This window comes from Metabacillus sp. YM-086, from assembly GCF_048059995.1.
In the GTDB taxonomy this organism is placed as follows: Bacteria; Bacillota; Bacilli; order Bacillales; family Bacillaceae; genus Metabacillus; species Metabacillus litoralis_B.
Genome location: NZ_JBLUOI010000014.1, coordinates 24145 through 46388, shown reverse-complemented (window position 1 = coordinate 46388; position 22244 = coordinate 24145). Strand labels below are relative to the sequence as shown.

Below are 22244 nucleotides of genomic sequence, written 5' to 3'. Positions count from 1 at the left end.
AAATTTCAAAATTTATCTTTAAAGGAAGCGCATCTTCAAAACTCTTTCCATAAATTTATAAAGGTTTGCAGGTGTTTGTAACGGAAGATAATAATAAATTCACTCTAGAGTGTTGTTTGCCCAAAAAATGACCCAACAAAAGTATGATAAGTAAATGATCTATAAGTTTTTACAAATAAAGAACATAGTTAAATAATATTGGACATATAATTCTCATTAATTATTATAGATATATATAATATAATTAAGGAGATTTTATGAAACAATCATCTTTGGTTTTAGTGATAATTTCTATTATTATAGCAGTTGCAATTTATATTGTGGCCAGCACTATTTACAAAGGCGATTACATTAGTGAAGAGCATTATTTTGAAGGAAACTCTGAAAATTGGAGTATATCAGCAAAATTGGTTGAAACAGGTGATGAAACATATTCTCTCACTATAGAGATAGCCTATCTTGCTCAAGGAGAAGCTCCAGAAAGAGTGAAGTGGCTTCTTAATGGTAATAGGTTCAGTACAGGTGGTGAAGAATCCCTAACTGATGGTAGTATAATTAAAAAGGAACCACTTAGAGAAATAATAATTACAGAAAATGATAAAATTACTTTTTCAATTGAGTGGAGTGATCAGTTAGAAGAGAATATTATATTGACTCCAAAAACAGATAAATAAAAATTACATTCGGCAAGATAGTAAAACTTCGTTTAATGGAGTTTTTTTTCTCTTGTTTTTTTATCTTGATAAGATATCAGTTACGTCTAAGATTATGATTAAACGTCAGATTAATCCATCTTTTTCAATTAGACTTCCCCTTCAAGAATATACTATTTTACCTTATTCACTTATGGCAAATTATTAATATGTTGTTAAGCGACCTTTCCTTAATTCCAGAAAAGCGCTTTGATTTTAGAATATCATTTATCTATTGAATAGAAACCTTGTACTACCCAGCAACCTACTTCATATTTTGGTCACTAACTTAATCCACTATATCATCCAGCATTAATAACAGAATTTTTAGTAAGTGTAAATAAGAAATAAGAGTCTACTTTTTGAGCTGATCAAGTGCTTGGTAAGCTACCTGATACTTTCCTCCATCCGCAACTTCTGAATGGTACAAGGCCTTAAGGGCATTGTTTTTTTCAAGACCATGCTCTACCTTTATTTCTTTAAAGCGTGTATGCAGTTCTTTATTTTCCTTAATTAGTTGTTGCATTTGCGATTTTATATACTTCAAAATATTTATCTCCTTTCTGAATCTCTGAGTTTAGTCTAATTTTTAACAGAAATAACCTGTTTAAAAAGATCCCTAAATTGTTCCCTCAATGAAATATGATTATGCTTTCCACTTATTCTTGTTGCTGTACGTTTCATAATCAAATTTTGGTACGTAATCATACTCCTCATCATGTTTAAGTTCGAACGCATCACTCGGTAAATAAAGAAGAGCTTCAAATTCCATATCCTCTGACATAGAAGTGGGATTATTAAGAACTTCGTAGTAAAATTCTTTTCCGTTTGCCACTACAACACATCTCGAATAAAGAAATTCATCGACTGAAAAATATTTATCTTCGTCGTTTGTATATGCACCTTCACCAATATTTCCTGCATATACTATCCCATCTAAATCATATAACAACTTTGATAAAATATCGGCAAACACATATATATCTTCATCAGACTTCTTTGATAAGTATTTAATGGCTTTCTTTAATACTTTTTCATCATCGCCTGAGTGTTTCCACTCAAACATATCTATTACCTTCCAGAATTCATTTTCATCCATCCCAAAATTTTTAGTCCTTTTTAACATAAACACACTCCTTTTATACCATATTATCTTTTCGTATTAAAAATCAAAAGGAATTCAAGGTTGTCTTTTTAGCTTTATTTCACTAAACTTGCTACGTTTGTTTAAGTATATTTCATCACAATCTTTTAATTGTTTTCCCACTATCTGTACTTTTAAATGAAAAAGAGCGACATCCTTATTCAAGAATGGCGCTTTGTGGAAGATCATTTTTAAAGCACCCGTTACTTTAATATTAAGTATTAGAATTCAAACAATTCCTTTTTTTCCTCTTTCGATAGTCCTGTAAAGAATTTTTTATGTACTCTCAGTTCTTTCACTTTTCTTGGGAATGTTTTTTCCAACCAAGTTACTGCCATTGGAGTATGCTCTGGTTGAGCGTTAATTCTTTCTAAAAACCATTCATATTCTTTTACAGTTTCAGTAGTTAATAGTGTTAAGTCCTTTTTCCTGCTTTTATAGTCGAGTTCGGCTAGTTCTTTTGCAGTGATATGACCATTAATTTTTTTTACTACTCCAATTTCAGAAGGCATACGTTGTTCATTAACTGATACAAAGTAATGTATATAGTTAGGTACTCTGAAGAGTCCTTTTTTTGTATCTTTATTATTTGCAATGTAAAGCCAATCACCTTTGTTTGAAAAACAATTAAATTCAGCATTCTTTATCGCCATTAACATTTTTTCATACTTTTTCATAACACACCTCGTTTCTTAAGATTCTTAAAAAGCATTCAATGATTAAAAATAGTAATCCTTATTGCACATTATTGCCCCGTTTTGGAAACGTTATTTAGGTTGAAATTCCATATCATATTCATACGGTAAATTATTTGTTTATTCTTCAGGTTCATTAAATGAATGTACATACATATCAACATCAATATAAGCATTGATGGCAGTAAAATTACTGAATTCAGGTTGATTGAACACTAAGTAGTCTCCATACTCCTTATTTTCTATTTAAAAATTACACTATTAAAACATAAAATAAGATACCTCAAAATAAAGTACCTCCTTCCATAACACCTTAATTTCTAAATAAAAACTCTAATGCCAAACACCTCCTCAAAGAAGTGTTTGGCATATTTTTTAGTTTGTTATTTTAACAAATGACTTGTTATTTTTTAGTAAAAATTGAATTGAATAATTGTCATTAACAATTTTCTCTTTTGTTTCTGGTAAAACTAAATATTCTTGTATGGCCAATTCAATTTCTTGAATTATTTCTTTAGAAGGCTGTTTTTCCAAATCTGTCTTAATAGAAACATAAGTATGTCCATCCTTAACCTCATGAGATACTCCTGTTAGTTGATAAGTGGATTTTCCTGCCATTGCATCATATATATCTGATGCTATATATACCCAACGATCATCTTGTTGACGATGTGAAAAGTTAAAAGTATTCACTTCAATATCTTCTACATCTAATTTTTTTGATTCTATCTTCTTTTCTATTTCTTTAACAATTTCAGTCGACTCTTGAATATGATCAGGCATATCAATTGTGACAATGTTAGAATCCTTTGAAGTTTTAAACCCTGCTAACTCATAATCTGCTTCTTTGGAATAGCCATATGACACGAATACCTCCTTCACAATTTCACTTATCTTTTCATAAACAATACTTGATTCATCTCCTTGACCTTCTTGTAGTGCTTCTGCTTCAGCTGCTTCTGAAACCTTTAATTCATATTTGTCATACCCATTTTCATATAAATAACTTTTCACCTTTGGTTCTAGATCTTCTGCTGCTTGTTTCAATGTAGAATCCTTCAAGAAGAGGGAAATTTCGATTGTATATGGTGATGGCGTAATCCCAACTGAATTAACAATGTAACCCTCCTTTTCGACTAATTCAAAGAGTTGTGATGTTAAATCTGGATTTTCCTGACCATTTGAATAATTAGGCAAAATAGAAATAGGTAAAATTTTGCTTGCCATGCTTGCCATTTTTGATGAATACAAAGGGGAAGTGATGATTAATAATATACAGGTCACTGCAGTTACCCATCCGTAATATTTTTTATTTCGTTTTTTAGTTTTATGTGAATTATACATTATCTTACTTTTAAGTTGTTCTTTGGCTTTGTCAGTTAACTTTAGTTCTTCTTCTAAGTCCTTAAATTGTTTATCTAAGAATTGCATGAGAAAATCCCCCTTTAATCAATTCGTTTTTCAGTTTAACTAAAGCTCTTTTTAAATTCATTTTCACTTTACTTTCTGACCAATTTAAGACGAGGGCTGTTTCTGCTGTTGAAAATTCTTTTAACTTCCGCAAAATGATGACTTGTCTATAAGACGGTTTTAATTGTTGTATGGCCCTATATAATTGTTCTGTTTGAAAATTCATTGCTACGATTTGCTCAGGTGTTGGTTCGCCATCTTTCTCTTCCAATGTTAAGCCTAAATAATGTTGTAACGGATGCTTCTTCCGAAAATAGTCCATTGTCACATTATGTGCAATTGAAAACAACCATGTTTTAACAGAGGATTTCTTTTCATATTGCTTTTGATGTTTATAAGCTTTTATAAAAGTTTCCTGTGTCAAATCTTCAGCTTGTTGATAGTCTCGTACCATTAAAAGTATGTAAGTTAGAATCGATTCACCATATTTATTGAACCATTCAGTTAATTCTACTTGTTCCAAAACTGATCCCCCTTTATTCTGTATCTATCACTTAGACGCAAATAAAAAATCATTAGTCACGTTTTAAACAATAAAATTAAAGAAATAAAAAAACATCAATCCTAGGTTGGATCAATGCCCTATTCCTAATATCAAAAACATGTAAGTGGAAATACTGGAAATACATTTAATTGTAAATATCTACACCTAAGATTAAAGTAAAGGTAATAATATCTTCTTAATCTTAACACTTTCCTGTTTTTTGAATATTCAATAATCTGACCTTGAACTTAAATAAGCACCTTCCTTGTTCCAGAAAGGCGCTTTTATTGCTGAAGATGTCCTAATAAAAGCCTTATAAAGAAAATCATCTAAATTCAAGACATACTTCACATTCCCTGTCTTATCTATTACTTCTAAATGGTCTTTGTGTAATGCGTCAAGATAAACTCCATAACCCTTTTTTAGATATTGGTTATCAGTTTTCTTTTCTACCTTATAAATTGATTGTCCATCGTACTTTACTTTAGATTTAGATAAGGAGTTACTTACTGATTTTCCAAATTCCATATCAAAAAACTCATTCATATTTGAAATGGGTTTTACAATAAGCTTAGAAGCACCTTTACTTACTTGTTTTTTTATAATGTTGTTTATTAACTTTTTAATGATATTCTTCGGACTTACTACAGTTTCTAGTATTGCTAAAGGGGTTCCTTCAAAAAAGGTATCTAATCCTTTTACAACACCTTGTGTATCCGTGGTATCTTATTTACTTTCTCAAAAACATTCCCATATACTCTGATAATTAAACCATTTCCGTATACATAATAGTCACCAGAGTTTTCTCCTTTTGCGTCATCAATTACCTCTACAAATTCTACGGGTTCCTCTTGAATTGCTTCAAATTCTTCTTTTGTAAGAGGAATTTTTGTGAGTTCAACAGTTTCATAGTTTTCTCTATCTTCCACGGCAGGTCTAGAACCAAACCTAATATACGTTAACAATGCATAATTCAACCGTTCATCTAGTCTCAGCTCTAATCCAGTTACTGGTTCAAATCCGTATTTGGCACGAAGTAAATCATGATAACCAGAGAACTCAGCCAAATTAAACTCATCATGATTCCCATTAGCTTCGTATCGCTTCTATTGTTTTTTTCTCTATTCATTTGTGCGTCTTCCATGTTTGCCTGAATATCTGAGGTGGAAAATACTTGTAAGGAAAGTATATCATTTATTTTTTTGAAGATGCTATTTAGTTCACTTCTATATTGATTGACCATATCGATCACTTGTCTTTCACCTACACATTTTATTTGTACTACGCATTAATGATGACTTTTTTCACCTTTCTAACTAAGTGCGAATTTTTTAAAACATTATAATTGGAATAAATGCATCACCCAAAATACTACAGGAGGAATCATGATTGATGGTAGAAGATTTAAGGTATTACATTTCTTTATCCCTAAAATGCTTAAACCTGATGCTATTATCAATATCCCTCCTATAATCGACACTTCGTTTAAAAGATCTTGATTTATATAATTTCCCATAAAATTAGAAATTAGATAAATAGAACCTTGCCAAAAAAATAAAACAATTGCTGAAACAGCAATACCAATGCCAAATGTGGATGCTAAAACAATTGAAGTAATTCCATCTAACATCCCATTAGCAAGCAAATAAGTATAGTCTCCATTTAACGCTGCCTCTACAGGACCTAAAATAGATAGAGTTCCAACACAAAATAAAAGAATCGCAGTCGCCAACCCTTCAGCTAAATTACCCTTTGAGTACTTATTAACAAAGGTATTAAATTTTGATTCTAAATCCAACCTTTGACCAAGTAACCCTCCTACAGCTAAACTGACAATAAATAGTACAGGATATTTGCTGGAAGGTAAATGTTGTACTAATGCATTAATACCCAACCCTAACGCCACTAACCCCATAGCCTGCATTAAAATGTTATGATATTCATCTTTTATCCCTTTTTTGAAAATACTACCCACAATGCTACCGACTAGTATCATCATTGTATTGAATATTGTTCCAAACATAATCATTTCTCCTTTTAACTATTAATCCTATCTAAAAATATAGACCCTCCAGTAAGGGGAGGGTCAACACTTTATCGGTACTTGTATTTCTGTCAGATAATCTTATTTTCTACGAGATATATAATGGTCAATTATTGTCCTTTCAATCGAATCACCACTCACTTCAAAACCGTTATCTCGAATGAAATTTAGTAAGGATCTATAATGTTCTGGGGAATCATTATGATTACCGTTATAATAAATGCAGACATATTTCCCTTCCGAAAGTGTTGCCACTAAAGGACCCTGAATATCATCTTCTTCGGCTAAAATAAATATCGAGTTATACTCATTAAACTTGTTGTTTACAAGATTATTAATACTTACAGTAAGACCCACTCCCCCAATGAATATAGAAGAGCTCTTATTTGATTGACTCTCTAATCGTCGCAAGGAAACTTCAAGCTCTGGTTCTGAACTTATTTTTTCCATTAACCTTACTATTCTTCTCTCTTCCTTCATCTTTATAAATGGAATTCCTAGTTCCTTTGATTCTCGTGCCAGTTTAATGTCATTGATTCGATTTTGAAACCTTTGTTTAACCCCTTTTAGTTCTTTAATTTTATCTTCTGTTAAACGTTTCTGCTCCTCTAATAGAGATAAAAAACTATCGATATCCCTGTAATCCAGATGTCCCTTGATTTCCTTTAAAGAAAAGCCCAATTCCTTTAAATAGTGAATGGTGTTTAAGTGTTCAAATTGTTCTGTTGAATAATATCTATAACCGTTATTTCCATCCGTATGTATAGGTTTCAATAAATCAATTTCATCATAATATCGAAGTGCTTTTATCGTGGTATTATGGAGTTTAGCCATTTCCCCAATTGAAAATCTATTCTGCAATTTTATCTTCCTTTTCAATAGCTTTTTATTAACACAATCATACACGATTGCGTGATGTTAAACTGTCGTGTTTCTATACTAAAAGTGCATTTCAAAAATTCCCTTAAAATAAAAATTCCTAGCTTCGCAGTATAGGTCTATACCACAACAAAAAGACGCCGTATATTTATTTTAAATAAAGGCGCTTTTGTTACTTGAAGAGTGTTTATATTAGGGTTACTATTAATAAAGCCAAAAAAATGCCACTATCGCATCCATCTTTGGAGTAGTTCTTACTGTTGGCATCCATTTGAAACTACCTATAAAACTAACTAATCTTGCAATGACAAAAACTACTACAAAATAAACCTAGCATATTATCACCTGAAATCGTATGTATTTAAGAAAAGCACCCTTTCGAGAAATAAACAAGAGTATCTCTAAAACTAGTCAACTTCCTATTTTCATTAACCATTCACGTAATTTGGCTTTTTGATAGTACACCTTATTGTTAATTAGAATATGCGGAATACTTGGGTGTTCGGCAATCAAATGTTTTGCATCTTCCTTGGAAATACCGACAAAATGATGAACATCACTCTCATTGATTAGTTCGTGATCATCATTTTCATCTAAAGATTCTAAAATATTTTTTGAGTTTGGATTTTTAAAATTTTTTAATCCATCCCCAATTAAATAACCTGCTATGACAATTCCTAATCCTAACCAAATCATCCGAACTCCTCCTTATTTGCTAATTGTGAAAGAGCATATCTGTTCCTTCCTCATACGGACCCTATATATTTTTACGAAATAGAAAATATATAGGGACCGTGTGAAGAAATCTGCACCGTTACTTTAAGTACATATTTTCACAAATCACTTACATTTTAACATAAATACCCAATTGAGTAGACAGGTATTGTTCGTCAATCTGGCCTGATTGCTGAACATGAAAAAAGGTATAATGACTCTAAAAGAGCACCATTATACCTTTAAATATTTTTCAATTTATTAAAAAGCCCCTAAATTTATCGGACTTTCACATTCGTGACCAATTTATTTTCTTTTGCGATTTCTCCTAGATAATACGCACTATTCTTTGGGAGTCTTTCTTGTGTGTGACGATTGACTTCAATTAATCCAAATTGCATGCCATAGCCTGATTGCCACTCGAAATTGTCAAAGGTTGACCAATGGAGATAACCGATCACGTCAATGCCTTTCTCCAGACAGCCATGCAAGCTATTTAGTGCTCTTTCTAAAAATTCTTCACGCTTTTTATCATCAGCAGTAGCAACTCCATTTTCTGTGATCATGATTGGAATATTAATAGATTTTGCTACTTCTTCCACAACTTTCCCTAAAGCTTCAGGATGGTATTCATATCCCATTTGCGTTGTTTCAGTGTTTTCATCTGGTTGTATTTGTCCGTTTGGTCCATAGATTTCACGAGTATAATTTTGTAGACCGAAAAAATCGTCTTCATTCATCATGTCTAAAAATTGGCGGAAATAATTCCCCCACTTCTCTTCTGCTATTAATTCTCCACCTGGAGTTGAATCAATAAAAGGGAGTGCCATCGAGAATCCAACTTTAACATTTGGCTGAACTTTTTTAATAACGGCCCGAGATTGTTTATGTGCTTCTTTCATGAGATTGATCGATTCTTCATCTGAAATCATGTGAAACGTAAAATATTGACTAGGATCTGCACCGCATAACGTTGCAGCAGACTGTCTCCACTTTGGTGCAACCCATGAATCTCTATCAATTCCAACAAGAGGAACAAATCCTATTTTTGAGAAAATCTCCTTTAGCATGACGGGTAAATTCACTTCATTCATCGTTAACACATAAGGAATTAAGTGTCCTATTTCTTTCATCACCACTTCACAGTAGTTAGAAAAAAGCTCAGGAACTAAAGGGCTATTCCATCCTCCTAATCTCATTAACCATTGCGGTGAAGAAAAATGATGAAGAGCTACAATTGGAGTTAATCCATGTGCATGGCAAGTTTCTAAAACATTTCGATAATGTTCGATTGCAGACTGTGAATATTGCCCTCTTGCTGGCTCAATTCGCGCCCACTCAATTGAAAAACGATAGGCTTTCAATCCTAAACTAGCCATTAATTCAATATCCTTTTTATATAATCTGTAATGATCAATCGTATCGCCTGATTTATCTTTATAAGGAGAGCCCTCTGCATGCTCTTCCGCCCAAAAATCACTATTAACGTTATTTCCCTCTACTTGATATGCTGCCGTTGCTGATCCCCATATAAAATTATGTGGAAAACGATGCTCCATAAATTTCACCTCATTCTCTATTTGATTCCTATCTTATCAATTTATTACACAACTCTTAATGTTAGAAAAAAAGATATTCATTGCTCATTTCAAAGATTCATAATAACTTTTGTGAGAAAGTTATTTTAAGCTTCAAATCCTTTCTTGACTTAGGTAATAAGTAGTGATAAAAATGTCTTAAGCTAAGGCTTGGATAATTGTCGAGGGGAGACAATGATAGAAATGGAATTAACTGAATTTTTAATGGATAGGCAATTTACTAAAAGAAGAGAAGAAATTGAAGAACTCATACCTGCAAAGACCATTTTAATAGATGGTAAAGAGGTTTATCTATATAATTACACAATCGATGCGATGAAAAATACATTTATTGAGGATAGCATTGTTATTACGCAACAACCTTTTTCTTCTGAGATCCCTGTTCATGTTCATGAATTCATCGAACTTACCTATGTTTTCAAAGGCAAATGCAATACTGTGATTAATAATAAAATTATTCCTCTAACAGAAGGAACTCTTGTTATGATTGACAAAAATACACCTCATACTGTGGAAGCTACTAGTAAAGATGATATCGTTTTAAGCATTACATTAAAAAAAGACTATTTATCTCCTAGTTTTTTAAGTAGACTTTCCTCGAGCAGTATTATCTCTATATTTCTTGTTGATTTATTAATGGAAAGTCGAGAGTCAAACCGCTATTTATTATTTAACAGTGGAAAAAAAGAAAAAATTATTGAAGTAGTCAATAATATTGTGTGGGAATACTTTCATAAAAGGATTTATTCTGATGAAATTATTAACTCGTATCTAGTGATTTTGTTCTCAGAACTGATTCGCGAGGATGAAATTAGTCAACGTCATACTCACATACCGAATTCAAATAATTATACTTTGATTGACTTTTTGCAGTACATTGAGGAGAATTATCAAGATTGCACATTAACTTCAATGGCAAAGCATTTTAATTTCCATCCAAACTATTTATCTAACTTATTAAAAAAAGGAACTGGAAAATCATTCAAAGACCTCCTGCAGCTTCAAAAAATAAGCAAAGCAGGCTTGATGCTCGTAAACTCCAATTTACCAATCCCTGAAATCGCTGATGAAGTAGGCTACTCAAGCGTAACTTTTTTCTACAAAAAATTTAAACAAATTTTCGACATGACTCCAAGTGACTACCGAAAACAACACAGCTGGGACAAAGGGTCAGGTTAATTGTCCCAGCTTTTGTTTGTAAGTCTATGCATTGTTCATTTTGTGATTGTATATATAATATAAAAATTCCCCACTTATATAGTGTAGGGAATTTTTTTGATTCATTTATTGTATCACTTTATTTTAAATAATCTGATAATGTATTTTTAATAATAGGTAAGGTTGCATGACTGCCACCTCTCTCTTTTACATCCTCAAGGACTACTGCAAGAGAGATTTTAGCAGTTTCTAAATCTGTTGCAATAAACCAGCCGTTTTCCGTTCCATTTTCATCAACTTGAGATGCTTTAATTTCGGCGGTTCCTGTTTTTCCAGCTAAAGTAATTCCTGATATTTTTGCATCATTAGCTGTTCCCCCCTCTTCATTGATAACAGCCGTAAAGGCACGCTGCAAAGTAGAGAGATGGGCAGAAGCTATAGCTGATTCTTTCCAAATTTTTATGTTTTGATTTTCTTCTTGAAGTAATGATGGTGCCATAATATTTCCATCGTTGGATAATGCACTATAAGCAAGGGCCATATTTAATGTTGTAACCAATACTTCTCCCTGTCCGTATCCCGAATCAGCTAGAAGGATGTCGCTTTTAATGCTTTCACTATTTGAAACTTGACTATCTCCCAATGGATAACCCATTTCTAATGGCTCTCCAATACCAAATTTTTTAGCACCTGAAATCAATGTATCGCTCCCTAAATCTAGAGCACTCATAGCAAAATAAATATTATCTGAATATTTTACTGCATCTTTTAAGTTCACAGAGGATTGAGTATTTACTCTTGTTATACTATAGTTCCCCCAGGAAGAATCTTTTTGCCAGGAACGGCCGTTGATCGAAATTTGCTTCTCCGGATCAATTGTTCCCCTCTCGAGTCCCGCCGTAGCAGTCACTAATTTAAAAACAGATCCTGGTGAATAGAGTTTACTAAATCGATTCACTTCATCAGCGAAATCACTTTCTTCTCGACTTTGTTGTTCTTCATTTGTTACATATGTTGTATAACGATTTGAGTTATACGAAGGCGAGCTGACTAAAGCAAGGACTTCTCCGGTTTTTGGATGAACAGCTGCTGCTGACCCTTTCTCTTCATTCATTTCATCATAGATGATACTTTGTAAATTCGAGTCGATTGTTAATGTAATATTCTCCCCATGCTGTGGTTCTTTACTTGCAATTGTTTCTACCTTTTCTTGATCTCTTACTATATAAATCTCTACTCCATCAAATCCTCTTAATGTATCTTCGTATACTTGCTCAAGACCAGCTTTTCCAATAAGCGAAGTTGTACTATATCCTTTTTCTTTGTTCTTTTCCAGTTCCTCGGCGGTAATACTTCCAACGTATCCAAGTAGACGTCCGAAAGCTTTGTGATTGATATAGGTCCTTGACGTTTTATTGTTTATAAAAATACCATCAGCACCTCTATCTTGTAATGTATTCAAAATTTCATTATCTGGCATCATATCTACTATTGGAACAAAATATTTTGGATTTTTATTTTGCTCTAATTTTTTAACGATTCTTTCTTCATTTATGTCTAAAATTGTTGCAAGCTCCTTTATTTTCCCTTCTCGATTGCTTTTATCAAAAACCTCTGGATTGATACCAACTGTTTTGATTTCTCCATCTTTCGCAATTTGGTGTCCATTCCGATCAAGAATACTGCCTCTTGAGGCTTTAATCGTACGTACCTTAACCTTATCTCCTGGTTTCATTGTGGGAAAAATCAAGCTTTCATTAAATGTAATCTTCCATTCCTTTTCTTCTTTTACTAAAGGTAACTGATAAGACGATGAACTCACCTCTCCCGCAACCGTGTTCATGTTAATAGAAAACGGAATGACGTTTTCCTCATGCTCTTTCTCTATTCTACTCACGCTTATATCTTCAGCTTCGATACCTGAGTATATATTCGTATATTTTTCAACAAATTCTTCCTTTGTTATTGTTCTTTTCGATTCGGTTGATAATAAACCGTATAACTGATCATATTTTTGATTTGATAATAGATTTGAAAACTGATCAAACGTTTCTTGTTGTTTATCGCTGTTGGAACATCCAGATATAATCAATAAACAAACAGTTATCGTTATAAACAATGGAATAAACGGATGGTTCTTGTTCAAGAGATTCCCTCCTAAAATTAGCCATTATGATACTAGTCCATTCATTTTATCTTATATTGGTTAAAATTAGTACAAATGGGAAGGTAATTTTTGCTTTTCAGCAAAATTAATACAAACAATATTATTATTACTTAATATTGTAGTTGGAATCATATTTCATCATTTATATAGGAATCTTAAATTTGATAAAAAACAAGTTAAAAACAGTCATTCCCACTTCCCCAATTAATTGACAGCGTTATCATTCCACGATTATACTTTATTTAAGTTAATAAATGTGAAGAGACCCCGGAGACACACTAGATAACGACTAAGAAATTATGTAGTGTGTCTACTTGTGGTTTTCGTAGAAAAAAATCTACTACTATACCAAAACTAGGAGGCTCATTATGGCATTTGAAGAACTAAGTTTCCAATCGTTTAACGGAAAAGATCATATTAAGGCATGGATTTACACCCCTATTCGCAAGCCAAGAGGAATTGTTCAGCTTGTCCATGGTTTTGGTGAGCATTCGCGACGATACTTGCACATGATTTTGAAATTAAATGAAGCTGGATTCATCGTAGCAGCAGATGATCATGTGGCTCACGGAAAAACAGCCTTTGATTCAGGTAACTGGAGTGATTGGGGAGATAAAGGGTATATGACAATGGCAGAAGACGAACATACACTTCGTACTATTGTCCAGGAGAAGTATCCTGATTTACCTTTTTTCATGTTTGGACATAGTATGGGGTCTATGATTGCTAGAGGTTATGCCGCTACTTATGGAGAAGGAATGGCCGGACTTCTTTTATGTGGAACTTCTGGTGTTTTTCCAAAAGCAGCTGAAATGGTCCCCCTGTTGAAGAAGCTTATAGATGAAGGAAAAGGTGAAGAAATTAACCCTGATTTGTTAGGAGAATTTTTAGGTTGGATGACAGAGCGAATTGAAAATCCTTCTACACCAAATGATTGGATTGCCGGTGATCCTGACGTGGTTGCCGACCACGCGAATGACCCATTCAATAACTTTACATCACCGCCAAATATCCGTTCATTGTATTATTTCGGTATGATGATGGAAACTATTGTTGGGACACAGTGGGCAAAAAAAGTCCCCGTCTCCATTCCCGTTTACATTATTGCCGGAGATCAAGATCCGGTTGGCCTCTATGGTGAGGGTGTTTATGCCGTATCTAATTGGTTGGGAGAAACTGGTCATAGAGTCCAAACGAAGGTTTATTCTGGCTATAGACATGAAATCCATAATTACAGGGATATTAGGGATGAAGTTGAGGATGGAATCATAGATTTTATGAATGCTGTTTTAGGAGAATAATATTTTTACTACTTACTTTAGTACGTGAGGATTAGAATCGTTGTCTTAGAGAAACGGGACAGTGTCCTGTCCCTCTACCCTCTTATCCCCTCTGAATTCATTAAAACAATTCTCCATCCATCTGGATCTTCAATGGTAACTCCTTTATCCCTCCAATAAGGATTTTCTGGTTCAACTTCATCGTATCCAAGTGAAGATAATCGATTTTTCACAACTTGTATTTCATCTTCTTCAGGTAGGTAAAATACAAGCAGATTATCCTTTGTAGGCGCGGGACATGGACTACCTTTCATATGCCTAGTAAACTCTAAATGATAGTCTACATCAGGTAATCCAAACATTACTCCATCATACCCATCATGATTTTCAAATGAACCTACTCTTTTTAAACCTAAACCTACTTCATAAAAAGTGATCACTTCCTCGAATTTATCCGTTGGTCTTGCTATTCGAAATTGGACGAAATTTTTCATATTACTCTCTCCTCTTAAATTCTTATATCATAATAATAAAGCTAATGAATAAATATCATTACGATCATTTGCCTGAAATTCTCCTACTACTTTAGTTGTAAACATTTTTTTATTAGATATAAAACGTTACACTCTCTTCTGAGTACTGGTACCATTTTCCTGAACAGGGACAAAGCACCTGTCCCCCTGTCCCTGTTCGAGTGACTTTTGTCACATCTTCATTCTGAGCCTACAAGCTATAATCAGTTTATCATTCTAATGAATTATATTTTTTACATCAGAGGAGATTTACAAATGAAAAAGTCATTTCTATCCATTTTATTTTTCATCATGATATTTTTAACACCTAGCTTTGTAGGAGCACATGTGAAGTGGTTTACGAAGTTAGAGCCTGAGAAAATTTCAATTGAACAGATCTTATCACCTTTATTCATAGGTGTTGCATTACTTAGTGCAGTTATTTTAGCATTACTACCACAAATAATGGATAAATTGCTAGTCATTCCTTTTGCTAAGAAATTAGACACAATGTTATCTGATTGGCGAAGATACTCAAGGTATATTTTAAAATACGGTACGGCCCTATGTTTAACGATCCAAGTAATTAGTGGGACGATGTTTGCACCAGAATTTCATATCGAACATACATGGCAAATGATCTTCATGTGGATGACGATTGGAGCTTTAGTGATTCCTTCTCATTACGCGACAAAGCTTGGAGCGACAATGATGTTTGTTTTATTTTCTTATATTTGGATCAATACAGGTTGGTTTCATATGCTAGATTATGGATTTTATATTGCAATTATTGGGGTACTTTTAATTGGACATACAAAATTTGAAAACTGGGGATTTCCTTTTTTATATTTAGGAACTGGTTTAAGCCTATGCTGGGTGGCGGTAGAAAAATGGGTTTATCCTACAATGACTTTGGATATTATTCATCACCATGGAGTGCCTACATTTGACTTTGATCCTGTTTCATTCACAGTGTTGGCAGCATTTATCGAATTTTTAATAGGATATTTGTTAGTCATTGGGATTTTAAATCGTTTATTAGGTTTGGTTGTGACAATTGTTTTTGTTCTCACAACCATGCTATTTGGAGTTACCGAAGTAATTGGACATGCAATGATTCACGTAATTCTTGTTATCTTTATTATTGAAGGCGTATCCTTCTATCAACCTCCGATTAAAATTCATAAAACAAGATGGGATCAAATGATTTTTGTTTTCTTAAATTTCATTTTTGTTTTATCAACTTTCTTGTTAATTTACTATCGATTTGCATAAGGTGGGACGAGGGGTCAGGTTCATTGTCCCAGGTTAAGCACCGGGACAATGAACCTGTCCCGGTGTCCCTTTATTTTTTACGAACATTGTCATTTGGTGAGTCACCAGTGCCATTTTTAGCATTGCTGTTAGGAGTACCAAAGATTTGGTTATCTGCAGTTACTTTTGCTCCCTCTTGGAACTTTTCTTTTGTTTTCATACTTTTTCACCTCCTCCTTCTGCTCCTCTTACTTTTTCTATTAAATATTGTACTCCATATAACAAATACGCTTTGTAGTGAATATATAGAAAGAATTTAGGATAGCTTAATCGATTCAAGCGGAAGATTTTTATTTTGTGAAGAAATGGAATAAAGAGATAAGCGAATAATCCGTTAAAAATAGCATTTACAAAAACAAACTTTTTAAAGTTTCCATATGTATACTTAAGGATCCACATTGAAGCTGGTATGTATGGACCAACATCAAAAGGAAGCTCATCTCTTACAAATTTTTTTGGCTTATCATAAAAGGTCCAGTACTTTTTTCTACGTCCATTGATATGACTAACAATCTCATACATACCTATTAATGCACTCGAAAAAGAATATCTCTTCAAACTTTGCTTACCTATAAATAGTACAGATAACCATGGGATGACAATGATCGATAAATTGAATAGTTTGTGTTTCTTTGAAGTCATGCCTATCACCAACCTTACATTTTTCAATATTATTTAGCATATCCAAATAACATTTTGATCATGTAACTTAGTATAAACAGTACAAAAGTAGTAACTTGTAAAAAAGACATATCCTGGTTTAGGGGACATGTCATATTGAACAATTCTTATTAATTAAAGCTAAAAGATTGACGGGAATCATCCTTTCTCTTCTCCTTCACCTGCTTTAACGTTGCTACGATAAGAAAACTAACAATCACTAATAAAAGCCATGAACTCACCTTCCCTAGGTGGACGAGACTCCAAGCTTCAGTTTGGTTTGGATATTTCCAGGCTCCAAAGAAGGTTGCGATGTTTTCTGCTATCCATATAAAAAATCCGATAAGAACAAAAGAAAGTGCGATTGGCATGCGATAACGAGTCCCATTTATTTCATAAAAAACCCATGATTGCCAAAAGACAATGATTACAAGTCCAGATAACCACCAACGAACGTCCAGCCAAAAGTGGTGAGTGAAAAAATTCAAGTAAATCGCAGCTGCAAGTGGTACAACTGCCGCAAGCGGTGGCCACTTTACGAGTTCAACATTAAGTCTTCTCCATGCCTGACAAAGATAACTCGCTACACTTGCGTACATGAATCCACTATACAAAGGAACTCCAAAGATTTTCGAATACCCTTCTTCAGGATAAGACCATGAACCCATATGTACTTTGAATAGTTCAAGTGCAAGTCCAATAAAGTGGAATACTGTGATTACCTTTAGCTCATCCTTTGTTTCCAGTCCAGAACGTACCATCCCCCACTGCATGAAAAGACAAATAATAAGCAGCCAATCATAACGTGGAATAAAAGGAAGTGGAACAACTTGTGTAATAGCCAAAGAGGCAAAAATAACGATAGGAAACAAGCAAGATAATGCCTGCTCCCAGCCAAAACGAACAAGCTGTTTTAGTGCTCTCATACTCGCTGCCTCCAATTTTTAAAATTCTCCTATTTAATCGTTCTCTTCATCATTTCGGTATTCTAGAATGTCGCCGGGCTGACAATCTAACGCCTTACAAATTGCATCTAAAGTTGATAAGCGAATGGCTTTTGCCTTTCCATTTTTCAAGATCGATAGGTTCGCCATTGTAATACCAACTCGCTCCGATAGCTCTGTTACGCTCATTTTCCTTTTAGCCAACATCACATCAACATTGATAATAATTGCCATATTTATCACCTCAAACCGTTAAGTCATTTTCTGATTTTATATCAATCGCTTCTTTTAACAGTTTTTGAAGAACAGCAGCAAAGACTGCAATTACCATCGAAGCAAATGGAACAATTAATCCAACAAAGATAACACCTGGGGCATCATCGATTTCCGCAAATAGATAGAAAAGCGGTAACACTAGCACATGCAACCCACTGATCGTAATGGCACAATATTTGATTTTTCTTAGGGCTTTTACAGACAAATCAGAAAAAGCTTCATTTTTATCAATATATTGTAAAAGTTTAAAAGCCTGAAACAACGCAAAGAAATAAGGTAATGCAGATGCGTAAAAAATGGTGGAAACGAGATATTTAATAAAAGCAATATCAGGCAGTAGTTCTGCCGAAACATCCCCTAACTCAGGCACCAAAAAAATGCATATAGCAAGTACCGGTAATCCCAATAAAATAACTGCTATTTTCAGAAAAAGTGTTGACATTAGTTTCATAAAACACACCTCACATAATTGTTTTCATATTGAATTTAACATAATATTTATCGATTTACAATAAATATTTATTAAAGGGCATGGGGAAGGGCATGGGGACAGGTTCGTTGTCCCAAAAAATAGGCGTTCTCGTTCCTGTTACGGGAGTTACATTTTTTTCATCAATTGTGTGATTATGGGACAAGGAACCTGTCCCTTTGTCCCATAAAAAAACTGGTCCACAAAAGTGACCAGTTTTTGATGATTTTTAGCAACCATAGTATGGTATACTAACATCTTACATATTTTCGTTTAAATCCTATTCTTCCTTTATCAATTTCCTTTTGAATAGTATCAAATGCATTCACAACACTGCTTTTTTTATTGTCTCGCTTTATTTCAACTGACCCAACAGACTTTGCAGTTTCAACTGCTTTTTCATGTAGCGGCAAATAAGAAATCCCGACAGTGTAAATAAAATTATTCATGGAAGACTTCGTACGAGCAGGAGAATCATGGATTGTTTTTTCCACTTGATGAAGCATATTTGTGATCTTATCTTGGCTAAATTCAGAGTCAGGACGATTTCCTAAGAGCCAGCAGTAACAGCTCCAGCCTGCTGACATTCTAAGTTCTTCCCCGCTTGCAATCCATTTATCAGCAACTTCTTGGGCAAGATCCGTTTCAGCTAGTGTAACGGCAACCACATAATCAGATAGCATATAAAAATAGGCGTCTTTTATCCATCGTTCAAGATCATCCGCAGTCATTGTCATGGGATCGGCAATAACACCCGCAAAATACATGGCATCATAATTCCCTGTAGCATATAACTGCTCAGCTAAAGGCTGATTTTTCTTGATTTTCTTTGCGAGCGGTTTCATTTTACCTGTAGGCACACCAAAAAGAGGCTCTTTTGCCCCATTACCTATGTAAGTTTTTTTAGTTCGTTCCGTTCCGAGCGCTTCTAGCTCCTGCATAACTGTTTCTAATTCCACTGCTTTACACTCCCTTTCACATTATACTGCAATTTTTTTCTACCTTTTCACTTTACATTCTTTACAATTATTTTGATATCCTGTTCGTATTAGGCAGCTCAGCTAATTATTATGTTATGTACCAAACACATTGCATAAACAATTGATTTTCCTTTAATTCAGCTGTTAGAGTACCATTCATTTTTTCCATTAAACTTTTTGCGATTGGTAGACCGAGGCCTGTGCCTTTTTCAGTTCTTGTTTGGTCTGCTTTGTAAAATCGGTCAAACATATGTTGTACATTTAGTTCATTTAAGTTGCTTACTGAGTTACTAATGGTTAGTTTAATGGATGAATCAGCCTTTTCAAGCCTTATAGATATTTGTCCGTTTGAATGTTTGATCGCGTTTACAACTAAATTTTCAATCACACGTTTAACAGCAGAAGAATCTGTGATAATAATCATATCATCATTGGGTATCTTTATGATTGGCTCAAGACCTTTTTTATGAAATTCTTCGTAAAATCCTACTAATACCTCTACTATCACATGATTTAATTTCATTTTTTCAATCTTTACTGGGTAATCTACTTGTTCTATAATCGAAAGCTCGAAAAAATCCTCTAGTAAAACCTTTAATCTTCCAGCACTATTTTTTATGATACTTGTATATTCTTTTCTAGTCTCTGGAGCTATGTTATCTGCTTCTAATAATTGAATATAACCTAATATCGAAGTCATTGGTGTCCGAATATCATGTGATATATAGGAAATGGCCTGTTTTAACTCATTTTCAGATATGCGTTTTTCTGCATTAGCTTTCTTAGTTAAATCGATTTGGTTATTTATTTCCTTTGCGAGTTTCTCAAAATCTCTATCAAAATAGCTAATCGTTACTTTCGTTGCTGTTTTATCTTTGTTTAGTTCATTAAGTTGTCTCGTTGAACTTTTGATTTCCTTTTTTAGTAAAACTAGACGGGTGAGAACATATACGAAACTAAAAATAAAGAAAATCATTACATACAGCATACATCTCACCCACCTTTCTTTCTTACTTAATTTCCTTTTTTTGATAAATAAAGCTACCTATAAGTCCGAAAGCTACAAATGTCAAAATTGGAATCACGACAATAATTAGAACCTCAGTACCCTTCAACTGATCGATGACAACAATATCATACACTAACTTAAATACAGAATGACTAATCATTGGTTCAAAAAATGGAGCTTTAGCTGCTAAAACCTGAAGTGGCCAATCTACGAACATAAAAAACAAAAGTAGGAAACCTATTGTTTTACCACTGTCGGTAAACAGAATCGAAAAGACTGCCATGATTGAAGCAAATGCTGCTGAATAAAGAATAATTAATCCAATCGTTTGAAGATAATATGTCCATTCAGGCATGTCATCAAAACCAAAATATATAGCACTAGCACCTGTCATGATCATCGGTAATATTAATGAAATCACGATTGCTCCAACTGAAAACATCGCTAACTTAGCAAAATAAATTCTCAGCCTGCTATTACCGGAAGAAGCGATGCTTTTCATTGTTCCCATTGAGTATTCGCTTGTAATAAAGAAACCTGCTAATATACTTGGAATAAGCTTAACAATATTCGTGTGAACACCAAGAATTTCATTTCGATAATAGTCATTAACAATCGGCAGAGCTGAACCTTCTCTATCAAACTCTAATAGAGGAAACAAAAAAGAAATAGCAATTAACATCCATGTTAGTAACTGAAATGCGCGATCTTTTCTTAATTTATAGCCTTCTGATTTGATCAGATTACCCATGTTGTACACCTCCAATCCGATGAGTAAAGTAGGTTTCTAAATCCTCACCCATTGGCATAAATTGTTCAATAACCAAATCTTCGTTTGTGAGAGCTTTAGATACTTCCCCTGGGGTGTCAACAAAGGCAAATAGCTTAATTGTTCCGTCTGGCATTACCTCAAAATTCTTTGTTCCAAAATGTCTTTCAATAACAGTTGCTGCTTTATCTGGATTATCAACCTTAATATGCAAATATTGCTGACATTTTTCATTTAGTTCTTCAGCTGATAATTGCTCTATTAGTTCTCCATTATGAATGATTCCATAATGAGATGCTAATAAATGAAGTTCGCTTAGTATATGACTTGAAATTAAGATCGTAATCCCATATTCTTGGTTAAGCTTTTTTAATAATTCCCTCATTTCGACAACACCCATTGGATCTAGTCCATTAATAGGCTCATCAAGAATTAAAAATTCAGGATCTCCAAGTAGTGCAATTGCAAGGCCAAGTCGCTGTTTCATCCCTAATGAAAAATTCTTCGCTTTCTTTTTCCCGGTATTTTGTAAACCTACTAGAGTGAGTGTTTTATTAATACATTCCTTCCCAGGTATGCCTTTAAGGAGCCTATGCGCTTCTAAATTTTCTGCAGCTGTCATATTCGGATATAAAGCAGGTCCCTCAATAATTGTCCCGATTCGTTTTCTTGCTTCAATCAACTCTTGTTCATTGGTTTTTCCGAATAACTCAATACTTCCTGTTGTTGGATAGGCTAGTCCACATACAAGACGAATGAGTGTTGATTTTCCAGCCCCATTTTGCCCGATAAATCCATAAATGTACCCTTTTCTAATAGATACATTGACATGATTAAGTGCCATTTTTTTATGGTATTTTTTAGATAAAGAATTGGTTTTTAGAACATAATCATTCATAAACTTTTTCCTCCTTCCTTCATCCTGTTCAAAAGAATTCAAGGGTATTCTATCTAGAACTTTCTTTTAAACTGAACATAGCTTTACT

General features: G+C 33.6%; 26 protein-coding genes. 4 read left to right on the top strand and 22 right to left on the bottom strand.

Annotated features, from left to right (window positions below):
* Positions 1-257: 257 nt before the first annotated feature.
* Entirely contained in the window at positions 258-674 is a 417-nt protein-coding gene (locus tag ACEWK1_RS08660) for a hypothetical protein (RefSeq protein ID WP_416635985.1), read from the top strand.
* A 373-nt stretch (positions 675-1047) separates the two neighbouring features.
* Here the strand turns inward: ACEWK1_RS08660 and ACEWK1_RS08655 are convergent, their stop codons facing one another.
* The 11 genes from ACEWK1_RS08655 to ACEWK1_RS08605 all read right to left on the bottom strand — a co-directional run bounded on the left by ACEWK1_RS08655 (position 1048) and on the right by ACEWK1_RS08605 (position 9681).
* Positions 1048-1239, bottom strand: a complete 192-nt coding sequence (locus tag ACEWK1_RS08655) for a hypothetical protein (protein WP_416635984.1) — start codon at positions 1237-1239, stop codon at positions 1048-1050.
* 99 nt (positions 1240-1338) lie between these two features.
* The gene (locus ACEWK1_RS08650) at positions 1339-1818 is read right to left on the bottom strand and encodes a DUF4240 domain-containing protein (RefSeq protein ID WP_212138618.1); all 480 of its coding nucleotides are present in this window, start codon (positions 1816-1818) and stop codon (positions 1339-1341) included.
* Between the two features lie 239 nt (positions 1819-2057).
* Positions 2058-2513 (bottom strand): hypothetical protein, encoded by a 456-nt coding sequence (locus ACEWK1_RS08645; protein WP_416635983.1) that lies wholly within the window; start codon positions 2511-2513, stop codon positions 2058-2060.
* Positions 2514-2906: 393 nt separating this feature from the next.
* A complete protein-coding gene (locus ACEWK1_RS08640; RefSeq protein WP_416635982.1) occupies positions 2907-3962 on the bottom strand; it encodes a DUF4030 domain-containing protein in 1056 nt (351 codons plus the stop codon).
* Positions 3946-4464: an RNA polymerase sigma factor gene (locus ACEWK1_RS08635; RefSeq protein WP_121662203.1), complete on the bottom strand. Its 519-nt coding sequence runs from the start codon at positions 4462-4464 to the stop codon at positions 3946-3948. The genes ACEWK1_RS08640 and ACEWK1_RS08635 overlap by 17 nt, the downstream gene beginning before the upstream one ends.
* A 249-nt stretch (positions 4465-4713) precedes the next feature.
* The gene (locus tag ACEWK1_RS08630) at positions 4714-5013 is read right to left on the bottom strand and encodes a hypothetical protein (RefSeq protein WP_257536021.1); all 300 of its coding nucleotides are present in this window, start codon (positions 5011-5013) and stop codon (positions 4714-4716) included.
* A gap of 170 nt (positions 5014-5183) precedes the next feature.
* A complete protein-coding gene (locus ACEWK1_RS08625) occupies positions 5184-5552 on the bottom strand; it encodes a hypothetical protein (protein WP_416635981.1) in 369 nt (122 codons plus the stop codon).
* Positions 5553-5824: 272 nt separating this feature from the next.
* Entirely contained in the window at positions 5825-6508 is a 684-nt protein-coding gene (locus ACEWK1_RS08620) for a DUF554 domain-containing protein (RefSeq protein WP_416635980.1), read from the bottom strand.
* A gap of 102 nt (positions 6509-6610) precedes the next feature.
* Positions 6611-7390 (bottom strand): MerR family transcriptional regulator, encoded by a 780-nt coding sequence (locus tag ACEWK1_RS08615; RefSeq protein WP_416635979.1) that lies wholly within the window; start codon positions 7388-7390, stop codon positions 6611-6613.
* Positions 7391-7819: 429 nt separating this feature from the next.
* A complete protein-coding gene (locus ACEWK1_RS08610) occupies positions 7820-8104 on the bottom strand; it encodes a DNA-binding protein (RefSeq protein WP_121662207.1) in 285 nt (94 codons plus the stop codon).
* A gap of 296 nt (positions 8105-8400) precedes the next feature.
* Positions 8401-9681 carry a glycoside hydrolase family 1 protein gene (locus tag ACEWK1_RS08605; protein ID WP_416635978.1) on the bottom strand — a complete coding sequence of 427 codons (1281 nt, stop codon included), beginning with the start codon at positions 9679-9681 and terminating at the stop codon, positions 8401-8403.
* A 213-nt stretch (positions 9682-9894) separates the two neighbouring features.
* Between ACEWK1_RS08605 and ACEWK1_RS08600 the strand changes: the two genes are divergently transcribed.
* On the top strand, positions 9895-10899 hold the full coding sequence (locus tag ACEWK1_RS08600; protein WP_121662209.1) for an AraC family transcriptional regulator: 1005 nt from the start codon (positions 9895-9897) through the stop codon (positions 10897-10899).
* 118 nt (positions 10900-11017) lie between these two features.
* Here ACEWK1_RS08600 and ACEWK1_RS08595 read toward each other — a convergent pair whose 3' ends face one another.
* Entirely contained in the window at positions 11018-13024 is a 2007-nt protein-coding gene (locus tag ACEWK1_RS08595) for a penicillin-binding transpeptidase domain-containing protein (protein WP_416635976.1), read from the bottom strand.
* 389 nt (positions 13025-13413) lie between these two features.
* Between ACEWK1_RS08595 and ACEWK1_RS08590 the strand changes: the two genes are divergently transcribed.
* A complete protein-coding gene (locus tag ACEWK1_RS08590; RefSeq protein WP_416635975.1) occupies positions 13414-14346 on the top strand; it encodes an alpha/beta fold hydrolase in 933 nt (310 codons plus the stop codon).
* 74 nt (positions 14347-14420) lie between these two features.
* On the opposite strand, the gene ACEWK1_RS08585 is transcribed toward ACEWK1_RS08590, so the two are convergent.
* Positions 14421-14819 carry a VOC family protein gene (locus ACEWK1_RS08585; RefSeq protein ID WP_416635974.1) on the bottom strand — a complete coding sequence of 133 codons (399 nt, stop codon included), beginning with the start codon at positions 14817-14819 and terminating at the stop codon, positions 14421-14423.
* A gap of 294 nt (positions 14820-15113) precedes the next feature.
* Here ACEWK1_RS08585 and ACEWK1_RS08580 point away from each other — a divergent pair, with 294 nt between their 5' ends.
* Positions 15114-16112, top strand: coding sequence for a hypothetical protein (locus ACEWK1_RS08580; protein ID WP_180320422.1), 999 nt, complete (start codon positions 15114-15116; stop codon positions 16110-16112).
* 70 nt (positions 16113-16182) lie between these two features.
* Here the strand turns inward: ACEWK1_RS08580 and ACEWK1_RS08575 are convergent, their stop codons facing one another.
* From ACEWK1_RS08575 to ACEWK1_RS08535, 9 genes are all read right to left on the bottom strand, one after another.
* Entirely contained in the window at positions 16183-16311 is a 129-nt protein-coding gene (locus ACEWK1_RS08575) for a hypothetical protein (protein ID WP_257536022.1), read from the bottom strand.
* Positions 16308-16793: a hypothetical protein gene (locus ACEWK1_RS08570; protein WP_416635973.1), complete on the bottom strand. Its 486-nt coding sequence runs from the start codon at positions 16791-16793 to the stop codon at positions 16308-16310. The genes ACEWK1_RS08575 and ACEWK1_RS08570 overlap by 4 nt, the downstream gene beginning before the upstream one ends.
* Before the next feature lie 149 nt (positions 16794-16942).
* Positions 16943-17737 (bottom strand): DUF817 domain-containing protein, encoded by a 795-nt coding sequence (locus ACEWK1_RS08565; protein ID WP_251399974.1) that lies wholly within the window; start codon positions 17735-17737, stop codon positions 16943-16945.
* A 33-nt stretch (positions 17738-17770) separates the two neighbouring features.
* Entirely contained in the window at positions 17771-17989 is a 219-nt protein-coding gene (locus ACEWK1_RS08560) for a helix-turn-helix domain-containing protein (protein WP_121662217.1), read from the bottom strand.
* Between the two features lie 10 nt (positions 17990-17999).
* Positions 18000-18482 carry a DUF2975 domain-containing protein gene (locus tag ACEWK1_RS08555; protein WP_212138631.1) on the bottom strand — a complete coding sequence of 161 codons (483 nt, stop codon included), beginning with the start codon at positions 18480-18482 and terminating at the stop codon, positions 18000-18002.
* A gap of 269 nt (positions 18483-18751) precedes the next feature.
* A complete protein-coding gene (locus ACEWK1_RS08550; RefSeq protein WP_416635972.1) occupies positions 18752-19459 on the bottom strand; it encodes a DNA alkylation repair protein in 708 nt (235 codons plus the stop codon).
* A 109-nt stretch (positions 19460-19568) separates the two neighbouring features.
* Positions 19569-20468, bottom strand: a complete 900-nt coding sequence (locus ACEWK1_RS08545; RefSeq protein WP_416635971.1) for a sensor histidine kinase — start codon at positions 20466-20468, stop codon at positions 19569-19571.
* Between the two features lie 22 nt (positions 20469-20490).
* Positions 20491-21240, bottom strand: coding sequence for an ABC transporter permease (locus ACEWK1_RS08540; RefSeq protein ID WP_416635969.1), 750 nt, complete (start codon positions 21238-21240; stop codon positions 20491-20493).
* Positions 21233-22156 (bottom strand): ABC transporter ATP-binding protein, encoded by a 924-nt coding sequence (locus tag ACEWK1_RS08535; protein WP_416635968.1) that lies wholly within the window; start codon positions 22154-22156, stop codon positions 21233-21235. The genes ACEWK1_RS08540 and ACEWK1_RS08535 overlap by 8 nt, the downstream gene beginning before the upstream one ends.
* Positions 22157-22244 lie beyond the last annotated feature (88 nt).

Coding starts and splice junctions, on each gene's coding strand:
- ACEWK1_RS08585 (WP_416635974.1), bottom strand. CDS start 14,819: ATGAAAAATTTCGTCCAATTTCGAATAGCAAGACCAACGGATAAATTC.
- ACEWK1_RS08640 (WP_416635982.1), bottom strand. CDS start 3,962: ATGCAATTCTTAGATAAACAATTTAAGGACTTAGAAGAAGAACTAAAG.
- ACEWK1_RS08535 (WP_416635968.1), bottom strand. CDS start 22,156: ATGAATGATTATGTTCTAAAAACCAATTCTTTATCTAAAAAATACCAT.
- ACEWK1_RS08570 (WP_416635973.1), bottom strand. CDS start 16,793: ATGACTTCAAAGAAACACAAACTATTCAATTTATCGATCATTGTCATC.
- ACEWK1_RS08645 (WP_416635983.1), bottom strand. CDS start 2,513: ATGAAAAAGTATGAAAAAATGTTAATGGCGATAAAGAATGCTGAATTT.
- ACEWK1_RS08605 (WP_416635978.1), bottom strand. CDS start 9,681: ATGGAGCATCGTTTTCCACATAATTTTATATGGGGATCAGCAACGGCA.
- ACEWK1_RS08590 (WP_416635975.1), top strand. CDS start 13,414: ATGGCATTTGAAGAACTAAGTTTCCAATCGTTTAACGGAAAAGATCAT.
- ACEWK1_RS08660 (WP_416635985.1), top strand. CDS start 258: ATGAAACAATCATCTTTGGTTTTAGTGATAATTTCTATTATTATAGCA.
- ACEWK1_RS08610 (WP_121662207.1), bottom strand. CDS start 8,104: ATGATTTGGTTAGGATTAGGAATTGTCATAGCAGGTTATTTAATTGGG.
- ACEWK1_RS08560 (WP_121662217.1), bottom strand. CDS start 17,989: ATGGCAATTATTATCAATGTTGATGTGATGTTGGCTAAAAGGAAAATG.
- ACEWK1_RS08555 (WP_212138631.1), bottom strand. CDS start 18,482: ATGAAACTAATGTCAACACTTTTTCTGAAAATAGCAGTTATTTTATTG.
- ACEWK1_RS08575 (WP_257536022.1), bottom strand. CDS start 16,311: ATGAAAACAAAAGAAAAGTTCCAAGAGGGAGCAAAAGTAACTGCAGAT.
- ACEWK1_RS08540 (WP_416635969.1), bottom strand. CDS start 21,240: ATGGGTAATCTGATCAAATCAGAAGGCTATAAATTAAGAAAAGATCGC.
- ACEWK1_RS08565 (WP_251399974.1), bottom strand. CDS start 17,737: ATGAGAGCACTAAAACAGCTTGTTCGTTTTGGCTGGGAGCAGGCATTA.
- ACEWK1_RS08545 (WP_416635971.1), bottom strand. CDS start 20,468: ATGCTGTATGTAATGATTTTCTTTATTTTTAGTTTCGTATATGTTCTC.
- ACEWK1_RS08580 (WP_180320422.1), top strand. CDS start 15,114: ATGAAAAAGTCATTTCTATCCATTTTATTTTTCATCATGATATTTTTA.
- ACEWK1_RS08650 (WP_212138618.1), bottom strand. CDS start 1,818: ATGTTAAAAAGGACTAAAAATTTTGGGATGGATGAAAATGAATTCTGG.
- ACEWK1_RS08620 (WP_416635980.1), bottom strand. CDS start 6,508: ATGTTTGGAACAATATTCAATACAATGATGATACTAGTCGGTAGCATT.
- ACEWK1_RS08630 (WP_257536021.1), bottom strand. CDS start 5,013: ATGGAATTTGGAAAATCAGTAAGTAACTCCTTATCTAAATCTAAAGTA.
- ACEWK1_RS08600 (WP_121662209.1), top strand. CDS start 9,895: ATGATAGAAATGGAATTAACTGAATTTTTAATGGATAGGCAATTTACT.